The following is a 9537-nucleotide window of genomic DNA, read 5'->3' on the forward strand; positions in this document are numbered from 1 at the left end:
CTGTATCAGAACAATCACGCGGGGTGTAGCCCTACCGTTTTGGAACGACAAGCGGAAGCATGGTGAGCACTGCGAAATACGCCGATGCCATGTCCACCCCTCACTCGGGCGAGGGCGTGGTTCCTTCACAAGGGGGATCCGCCATGAACACCTGGAATGACGTGACGATCCGGCTTCTCGGTTCGGTGACTCTCGTGAAAGATTCTGTTTCGATCCCCATCCGGGGGCAGCGGCAACGGCGATTTCTCGCTTCCCTGGCGCTGCGCCCCGGACAGGTCATCTCCAAGGAAGCGATCATCGAGGACTCATGGGACGGTGAGCCACCCCGAACCGTCGCCGGACAGTTGCAGACCTCGGCCTGGATGCTCCGCACCGCTCTGGAGGACGCGGGACTCGGCCGGGACGCCCTCGGCTCGCACGACCGCGGCTATGAGCTGCGGGTGCGGACGGACTCCATCGACCTGTTCGTCTTCCGGGAAGCGGTCCGCAGCGTCCGGGAGCTGCACGCCCGGGGCCGGCACCGGGAGGCCTCCGAGCGGCTCGACGCCGCACTGGCCCTGTGGAAGGGACCGGTCTTCGCCGACGTGACCTCCAGCCGGCTGCGGCTGAAGGGGGAGACCCTGGAGGAGGAGCGGACGGCGGCGGTGGAGCTGCGCGCCCTGATCGACGTCGGCCTCGGACACTACGGCGACGCGATCACCCAGCTGTCGGAGCTGGTCGGCCGTGACCCCTTCCGGGAGGACCTGTACGTCAGCCTCATGAAGGCCTATTACGCGGAGGGCCGCCAGGCCGACGCGATCCAGGTCTTCCACCGGGCGAAGCACATCCTGCGGGAGGAGATCGGGATCAGCCCGGGGGAGCGGATGACCCGGGTGATGCAGGCCATCCTCCGTCAGGACGAACAGGTCCTGCGGGTCGGCGCTCCGGCGTGACATGAGGACGACTCCCGAGGCGACGGCGTCAGCTCCGCTCTGAAACTTCAGTTGAAGAAACGTTCATCTTGTTTTTTTCCGAAGTTCTCGGGGCTCCCGGAGTTCTCGGGGTTCTCGATGAGACCGCTCCAAGAGTCGATCAAGAGGCTCGCGGAGTGGAATGGTTCCCGGCCGGAGCGCGCTCCCCTGCGCTCCGGCCGTTTTCTTTCGCCGGCTGACGCCGGCTCTCTTTTCGGCGGCTGACGCTGGCTTGAAATCGCCCCCTCGACTGTCACCTGTCGTAACGTCCCCCTCGCTCTGAGCAGTCACAGAAAGCGTGGGTGGAACATTGACCGGGCGGCGGACGGTACTCAAGGGAGCCCTGGCGGCATCGGGTGCGGCGGCGGTCGCGGCCGGAGTCGTCGGCACGGGGGCGGCGGCCCGGCAGCGCGATCCGTACCCCACCCCGGTGGAACTGCGCTGGCTGGGCGTCTCCGGCTGGGAGATCGTCATCGACGGCGGGCGCAGCATCCTCTTCGACCCCTATCTGAGCCGTATGCCCTGCAAGGGCCGGTCGGGGGCGCTCGATCCGCGGCTCCCGCTGCGGCCCGACCGGGCCGCCGTCGAGCGCGTGGCGGCGCGTCATCTCCGGGGCGCCCCCGAGCTGATTCTGGTCAGCCACGGCCACTTCGACCATCTGGCGGACGTGCCGCAGCTGCTGGCCCGCCCGGCCTGGCGGCGGGCCCGGATCCGCACCCTCTGCGATGAGACGGTCCGTCATCTGCTCACGGCCATGGGGACGCCGCAGGCGCGCGCCGACGATGTCATCCAGGTCAAGGGCGGCGAGTATCTGCAGTTCGACGGGTACACGGTGGAAGTGTTCCGCAGTCTGCACAGCCAGCTGGCCGACCACGGCTACTTCGCCCCGGGCCGGCGGGTGGCGCGTCCGCGGCGGCCGGCCGTGCTCGGCGACCTCGTCGAGGGCGACACCCTCTCCTACCAGGTCTCCGTCGACGGCGGGCCGACGATCCTGCTCATGGGCGCGGGCAATTTCGTCGAGCGCGAGCTGACCGGCATCCGGCCGGACGTCGCACTGGTCCCGATGAGCTCGCACTCGGCGGTCCACCGGTACGTCGAGCGGTTCCTGGGAGCCCTCGGGCACCCTCCGCTGCTGATCCCCAGCCACCACGACGACATGGTCACCCCCCTCACCGGCACGCCCCGTCTGCTCGCGGCCTCGGTCCGGCCCGCGGCGGCCGTGGAACTGTCGAAGGCTGCCGCGCCCGGCTCGCACGTCCTCACCCTCCGGCATCTGGAGCTTCTGAGCCTCACGGCCGCGCTCCGCTGATCCCTTGTCGCTGAGCCTTACCGCCGTGCTCCGCTGACTCCCTGCCTCTGAGCTTCACCGCCGCGCTGCGCCGATCCCTCTGCCGCCGGGCGTCGCCGGGGCGCGGCAGCTCCCACCGCAGTTCCCGCAGCAGCTCCTACAGCAGCTCCTTGAGCGCGTCCGCCAGCCGGTCGATCTCGTCCTCGGTGTTGTAGAAGTTCGCCGAGACCCGGAGCAGCGGGCCCTCCGGCCGCTCGGCCGCCGCCGCCTCGATCCGGAAGCGCTCCCAGAGCCCTTGGCGCAGTTCGTCCGCTCGCGCGCCCCGGGGCAGCCGGAACGTCACCATCGCGCCGGACAGGGCTTCCGGTTCGGGTGTGACGGGCGCCAGGCCCAGCCCGCCGGCGAGGCGCAGGCGCGCGTGGTCCGTCAGCTCGCGTCGGCGGGCGCGGATCGCGTCGTGCCCGAGCCCCGCCTGGAAGTCGATCGCCTCCGGAACCGCGAGCCAGGGGCAGATGTCCCGTGTCCCCTCGCATTCGAGCCTGCGCAGCCGCGGGGTGCTGCCGAACCGGTCGCGCCCGTCCGGCGGCCCGCTCCCCGGCGGGGGCTGATAGGCCCAGCTCACCTGCGGCGGCTCCAGCCGCTCCAACTGCCCTGGGCCGAGGTGCAGAAACCCGACGCCGGTGGGGGCGAGAAGCCACTTGTGGCCGCTTCCCGCGTAGAAGTCGCATGGCATGCCGGCCAGGTCCAGATCGAGGAACCCCGGCGCGTGGGCGCCGTCGACCACGGTGGTGATCCCGCGCCGGCGGGCCTGTTCGCACAGCTCCGCGGCGGGCAGGACGAGTCCGGTCGCCGACACGACATGGCTGAAGGACAGCAGCCGGGTCCGCGGGCTCATCGCGGCGACGGCGGCGTCGACGATCTCGCCGGGGTCCGAGGGCAGCGCCGGCAGCCGGAACGTCCTCACCTCCAGGCCCTGTCGCCGCGCCATCCGCTCCCAGCACCAGCGCATCGGCGTGTACTCGTCGTCGCTGAGCAGGATCTCGCCCGGCGCGGCCAGGTTCAGCGAGGACGCCACCATATTGACGGCCCCGGTCACATTGGCGGTGAGGGCCAGGCGGTGCGGTGCGCCGCCCAGAAAGCCGGCGAGGCGTTCCCGTGCCCTCCACAGCAGCGGGGGCACCTCGCGGAGCAGAAAGTCCATCGGCTCGCCGGCGAGATGGGTGCGGAGGGCGGTCACACGGTCGAAGACGCCGCGCGGCAGCGGTCCGCCGGAGCCGGTGTTGAGGTTGACGACGGCGGGGTCGAGCAGCATCCGGCCGCGGGCGTCATCCCAGTCGGCAACGGCCATGTCGTGTATCTCCCGTGAATTCAGAAAAAACAAGCGGCCTGCGGCATTAGGTCGACGTGTGAGGCACAGTAGCAGTCGTCGCGCGATCTGGAACAGGCCCTTTCCCGGCGTTGTCGAAAAACAGTGGAGAGCTCTTCGAGAGAGCTCGAAGAGCCCCTCAAGAGCAGTATGGGTCAGCATTAGGAGCTCTAATTAGACCAGTTCACCGCCATGGTTAGCCGGAGCCCCAGAGTTCTGACAATTCATCCTGCTTTACAGGAGTTTTCATAAATGGGTGAAAAAGAAGGTCATTCCGACTGTAGCCTTTCCGGAGCGGGAAGCCTGAACGCTCGGGACGTACATCGTGCGCTTGAGCCCCACGTGCTCGTGGACGGCTACGACATTGTTCTCGACATTCCCGCCAGTTCAGGTACATGGCTTGTCGACGCGGTCACGAAGAACCGTTATCTCGACCTTTTTTCATTCTTTGCCTCGGCCCCGCTCGGCATTAACCCTCCCTGCATCGCCGAAGACCCGGATTTCATGCGGGAGCTTGCCGCGGCGGCCGTGAACAAGCCGTCCAACCCGGATATCTACACGGTTCCCTATGTCCGGTTCGTCAAGACCTTCGCCCGGGTGCTCGGCGACCCGGGGCTGCCGCATCTGTTCTTTGTGGACGGCGGGGCGCTGGCCGTGGAGAACGCGCTCAAGGCCGCCTTCGACTGGCGGGCGCAGAAGCTGGGCCTCGACGACGACGCCGTCGACAAGCTCCAGGTGCTGCACCTTGAGCGGTCGTTCCACGGCCGCAGCGGCTACACCATGTCGCTGACCAACACCGAGCCGTCGAAGACCGCCCGCTACCCCAGGTTCGACTGGCCGCGGATCCCGTCCCCCGCCCTGCGGTACCCGCTGGAGGAGCACGCCGCCGCCAACGAGGAGGCCGAGCGGCGGGCGCTGGAGGCCGCCGAGGCGGCGTTCCGGGACGCGGACGGCATAATCGCCTGCTTTATCGCCGAGCCGATCCAGGGCGAAGGCGGCGACAACCACCTCAGTGCGGGCTTCCTCCAGGCGATGCAGCGGCTCTGCCATGAGCACGACGCCCTGTTCGTGCTCGACGAGGTCCAGAGCGGCTGCGGGATCACCGGCACCGCATGGGCCTACCAGCAGCTGGGCCTGACGCCCGACCTGGTGGCGTTCGGCAAGAAGACCCAGGTCTGCGGAGTGATGGGCGGCGGCCGGATCGACGAGGTCCCGGACCATGTCTTCGCCGTCTCGTCCCGGATCAGCTCGACCTGGGGAGGCAACCTCGCCGATATGGTCCGCGCCACCCGGATACTTGAGACGATCGAGGACACCCAGCTCTTCGACACCGTCGTCCAGCGCGGCAAATACTTCCGCGACGGTCTCGAAGTCCTCGCCGCCCGGCATCCCGCTGTCGTGACCAATGCCCGCGGCCGAGGTCTGATGTGCGCCGTCGACTTCCCGGACGCCCAGCTCCGTGACGACGTTCTGCGCAGGATGTACCGGGACCGTCATGTGATCGCCCTGCCGTGCGGCGAACGCAGCCTCAGATTCCGCCCGCCGCTGACGATCAGCGAGAGCGAGATCGACCTGGCGCTTGAGGCGCTGGCACGCGGAGTCGAGCCGCTCACCGCCTGACGTACGGCGTGTAGTAACCACCCATAGAGATCAGAACGACACCTGGCGCGTCGCCTGGGGCCCCCATGGACCCCAGGCGGCATCCTCGCGCCGTCTCGACGGCACGTTCGCATAAATCCCGCATGACGGAGAGCCCACGAATGATGTCAGCACGGTACCCGAAGACCGCCGCGGACTGGACTGCCCGCATTGAAGGAGCGTCAAGCGAGCGCTGCGATCTGGAGATGCTGCTCAAAGACGAGTGGCGCAACAAGATCGCGGTGCGCGACGACGATCCTGGTATTCGTGTGACGAGATACCAGGACATAGTCATCGATGGGCAGGACTACACCACGCTCAGGGACTCCCGGCGCGGTGACGACGGTCTGTCGGTCGGTGCGTTCGCGCTCGCCGCGCTGCACAGCGTCATGCGCGCGTACGGCCACGGGAACCAGACGGTCGCGGCGTTCGTCGACGCCACCGGAACGGACGACCTGGGACAGGCACGCGTTCTCCCGGTCGTCGTCGACCACGCCGAGCAGGCCCGGCTCACCTGCGCCGCCGCGGTGCGGGAGCTTGAGGAGGCGCTGCGCCGGAAGGAGTCGTACGCGCGTCCGGACGAGCTGCTCCAGCGCGGCCTCTTCGACGCCCTGCTCGTGGTCGCCGACCATGAAGTGGCCCTGGACGGGCTGCCGTCGACCCCGCTCGCCATGATCGTCCGGGAGAGCGAGGCCGACGGGTGCCTGCGGTGGACGATGGCCTACGCGGGGGAGCTGTTCGAGGACAGCACCGTCGCCGGTGTGCTCGACGTCGTACGCGAGGTGCTCGGCCAGTTCCTCACCCGCCCCGCCCACCTCGTCGCGGGCATCGAGCTGGCGTCGGAGGAGCAGCGGGAGCAGCTGCACAAGTGGAACGCCACCGACGGCGACTTCCCGGAGGGGAAGCGGCTCAACGATCTGTTCGAGGAGGCCGCCCGGCGGTCCCCGGACCGCGAGGCCGTCGTCTTCGGCGACACCAGGCTGACCTACCGTGAGGTCGACGAGCGGTCCAACCAGGTCGCGAACTGGCTGCTCGGCCCCGGGATGGGGGTGCGGCCCCAGGAGCTGATCGGGCTGTATCTCGACAAGAGCGACCTGGGCGTCGTCGCCACCCTCGGGATCTGGAAGTCCGGCTCGGCCTATGTGCCGATCGATCCGGCCTACCCGGCGGACCGGATACGGTTCGCCGTCCGCGACACCGGCCTCGCCGGCATCGTCACCAACCGCCGCCACGCCGCACGGCTGAGGGAGACGCTCGGCCCGGACCACGCCGATGTGCGCGTCATCGAGATCGAGAGCGTGCTCGCCGAGCAGGAGGCCGCCGAGGGCTCGACGCGTGAGAAGCCGCGGCTCTCCCTGGGCAGTCGGGACCTCGCCTATCTCACCTACACCTCCGGAACCACCGGTGTGCCGAAGGGCGTTCCCAAGTACCACGACAGCGTCGTGAACAGCATCACGGACCTGTCCGAGCGGTACGACATGCGGCGGCCCGGTGAGGAGCGGGTCGCGCTCTTCGCCTCGTACGTCTTCGAACCGCATCTGCGGCAGACGCTGATAGCGCTCATCAACTCGCAGACGCTGGTGATCGTCCCCGATGAGATCAGGCTGGACCCCGACCGCTTCCCCGAGTACATCGAGCGCCATGGCGTCACCTATCTCAACGCCACGGGATCGGTGTTGCAACACTTCGACCTGCGCCGATGTACGAGCCTCAAGAGGCTGCTGCTGGTCGGCGAGGAGCTGACGGCGGCCGGGCTCCGGCAGCTCCGGGAGAAGTTCTCCGGGCACATCGTCAATGAGTACGCCTTCACGGAGGCGGCCTTCGTCACCGCGGTGAAGGAGTTCCCGCCGGGCGCGACGGAGCGCAAGGACCGCAGCATCGGCCGGCCGGTGCGGAACGTGAAGTGGTACGTACTGAGCCAGGACCTCAAGCAGCTGCCCGTCGGCGCCATCGGCGAGCTCTACATCGGCGGCTGCGGCGTCGCCCCGGGCTATCTCAACCGGGACGATCTGACCGCGGAGCGGTTCACCCCGAACCCGTTCCAGTCGGAGCAGGACCGGGCGCGCGGCATGAACGCCCGTGTCTACCGGACCGGGGACCTGGCGCGGATGCTGCCGTCCGGCGAGGTCGAGTTCATGGGGCGCAGCGACTTCCAGCTGAAGCTGAACGGCGTCCGGGTGGAGCCGGGCGAGATCGAGGCGCAGGCGACCGAGTACCCGGGGGTGCGCAAGTGCACCGTCGTGGCCCGCGAAGGGGCCGGCGGCACCGGTGACCGCCATCTGATCGGGTACTACGTCACCGAGCCCGCGGCGGAGGTCTCCGAGGACGAACTGCTCGCCTTCCTGGAGCAGCGGCTCATCCGGATCATGGTCCCCGCCCGGATGGTCCGTCTCGACGCCATCCCGGTCAACATCAACGGCAAAGTCGACTGGCGCGCGCTGCCCGAGGTGGACACCGCCCGTCCGGGCGGTCCGTCCGGGCCCGCCGCCGACGCCCGCCCGGCGGGTGCGGCCGGCGGCGTCCTCGACGAGCTCCGGGAGATCTGGAGCTCGGTCCTCGGAGTGCCGGCGGCCCGGATCGGCGCCGGCGACGACTTCTTCCGGCTCGGCGGCCAGAGCATCTCCTGCATCCTGCTCATCGCCCGGGTGCGGCAGCGGCTCGGCGTCTTCGTCAGCGTCCAGGACGTGTTCACCCTGCGTACGCTGGGCGAGCTGGCGCTCCACCTGGAACAGCAGCGGCAAGGGACGGAGCCCGTGCCGGCGGAGGCCGCCGAGCCGCTCCCGGCCGAAGGCGAGTCCGTCCGGCTGCTCGCGAACGGCCTCCAGCAGGGCCTGCTCTACCACGCCCTCAAGCGCCGGAACGGCGACGACGCGTACGTCATGCAGTCGGTGCACCGCTACCACTGCGAGATCCGCCCCGATCTGATGAAGGAGGCGTGGCAGCACGCCCGGCGGAAGTACCCCGCGCTGCGGCTGCGTTTCGAGTGGGCGGAGCAGGCGCTCCAGATCATCGACAACGACGACAAGCCGTTCGACTGGCGGTTCGTCGATCTGAGCGGCACGGCGGACGCCGCCGAGCAGGACGCCCGTATCAAGGACCTCCAGGAGCGGGACCGGACCGAGCCCTACGATCCGGCCGCGGGCCGGCTGTTCCGGGTGTATCTCATCAAGCAGCGCGAGGACCTGTTCTCGCTGATCTTCAGCTGCCACCACATCATCCTGGACGGGTGGAGCCTGCCGGTCCTCCACGACGATGTGCACCGCACCTACCTCCGGCTGCGCCAGGGCGGCGCGATCGAGCCGGCTGTGGACAGCGCGTACGTCACGTCGCAGCGGGACTGGGAGGCGCACCGGAGTGACGACGTCGAGTACTGGACGCGGCAGGTCGAGCGGATCGACGAGCGCGGCGACTTCGGCGGGCTGGTCAAGGAGGACATCCGGTACCAGGTCGCGCTCAGCGAGTACGACCATGTGCGGGAGCACCGGACGCGGAAGCTGAGCCTCGGCGCGGAGCGGACCGCCGCGCTCAAGGCGGTGTGCGCCGCCCACCGGGTCACCCTGCACTCGGTGCTGCAGTTCGTGTGGCACAAGGTGCTGTACGCCGTCGGCGGCGGGAACACCACCGTGGTGGGGACGATCGTCTCCGGGCGCAACCCCCATATCGACGGCATCGAGAACTCGGTGGGCCTGTTCATCAACACGCTCCCGCTGATCGTCGACCACGACGACCAGGCGGCGAAGAGCGTCGGCGCGGCCATCGGCGAGATCCAGACCGCCGTCAACACGATGAACAGCAAGAGCACCGTCGAGCTGGGCCGGCTGGAGACCGGCGGCATGAAGCGCCGGCTCTTCGACACGCTGCTCGTGCTGGAGAACTACCCGCGGCTCCTGTCGGAGGACGAGGAGCGGGAGCACGACGAGTTCCTCGCCTTCGAGAAGGCATACGACGCCGACAAGGTCGACTACCCGCTGGCCGTCGTGGCGCGCGAGGAGGACGACGAGCTGACCGTCACCCTCTGGTACGCGGGCGAGCTCTTCGAGGACGGCACGATCGACACGCTGCTCGACGTGACCCGTACGCTCTTCGACCAGGTGGCCGACGACATCACACGGCCCGTCGACCGCCTTGAGCTCGTCTCACCGGCGATGATCGAGCGCTACGACGCCTGGAACCGCACGGCGGCCCCCTTCCCGGCCGACAAGACCCTGCACCGGGTGTTCGAGGAGCAGGCGGCGGCCTGGCCGGAGGAGATCGCGGTGGTGTACCGCGACACCCGGCTGACCTACCGCGAGCTC

General features: G+C 69.0%; 5 protein-coding genes. 4 read left to right on the top strand and 1 reads right to left on the bottom strand.

Features of this window, described 5'->3' with window-relative positions; translation table 11 throughout:
- Positions 1-194: 194 nt before the first annotated feature.
- Positions 195-932, top strand: coding sequence for an AfsR/SARP family transcriptional regulator (locus FF041_RS21020; RefSeq protein ID WP_323392299.1), 738 nt, complete (start codon positions 195-197; stop codon positions 930-932).
- A 316-nt stretch (positions 933-1248) separates the two neighbouring features.
- Positions 1249-2259 carry an MBL fold metallo-hydrolase gene (locus FF041_RS21025; protein WP_323392300.1) on the top strand — a complete coding sequence of 337 codons (1011 nt, stop codon included), beginning with the start codon at positions 1249-1251 and terminating at the stop codon, positions 2257-2259.
- Between the two features lie 136 nt (positions 2260-2395).
- On the opposite strand, the gene FF041_RS21030 is transcribed toward FF041_RS21025, so the two are convergent.
- Positions 2396-3586: an aminotransferase class V-fold PLP-dependent enzyme gene (locus tag FF041_RS21030; RefSeq protein ID WP_153524211.1), complete on the bottom strand. Its 1191-nt coding sequence runs from the start codon at positions 3584-3586 to the stop codon at positions 2396-2398.
- 270 nt (positions 3587-3856) lie between these two features.
- Between FF041_RS21030 and lat the strand changes: the two genes are divergently transcribed.
- Positions 3857-5224, top strand: a complete 1368-nt coding sequence (gene lat / locus FF041_RS21035; protein ID WP_153524212.1) for an L-lysine 6-transaminase — start codon at positions 3857-3859, stop codon at positions 5222-5224.
- 140 nt (positions 5225-5364) lie between these two features.
- The coding region (locus FF041_RS39170) for a non-ribosomal peptide synthetase (protein WP_228388453.1) at positions 5365-9537 on the top strand (4173 nt) is incomplete at its 3' end.

It is taken from the genome of Streptomyces jumonjinensis, assembly GCF_009600885.1.
GTDB lineage: Bacteria > Actinomycetota > Actinomycetes > Streptomycetales > Streptomycetaceae > Streptomyces > Streptomyces jumonjinensis.

Bases quoted from the DNA above. Each gene is read 5' to 3' on its own strand.
- FF041_RS21030 (WP_153524211.1), bottom strand. From the start codon at position 3,586: ATGGCCGTTGCCGACTGGGATGACGCCCGCGGCCGGATGCTGCTCGAC.
- lat (WP_153524212.1), top strand. From the start codon at position 3,857: ATGGGTGAAAAAGAAGGTCATTCCGACTGTAGCCTTTCCGGAGCGGGA.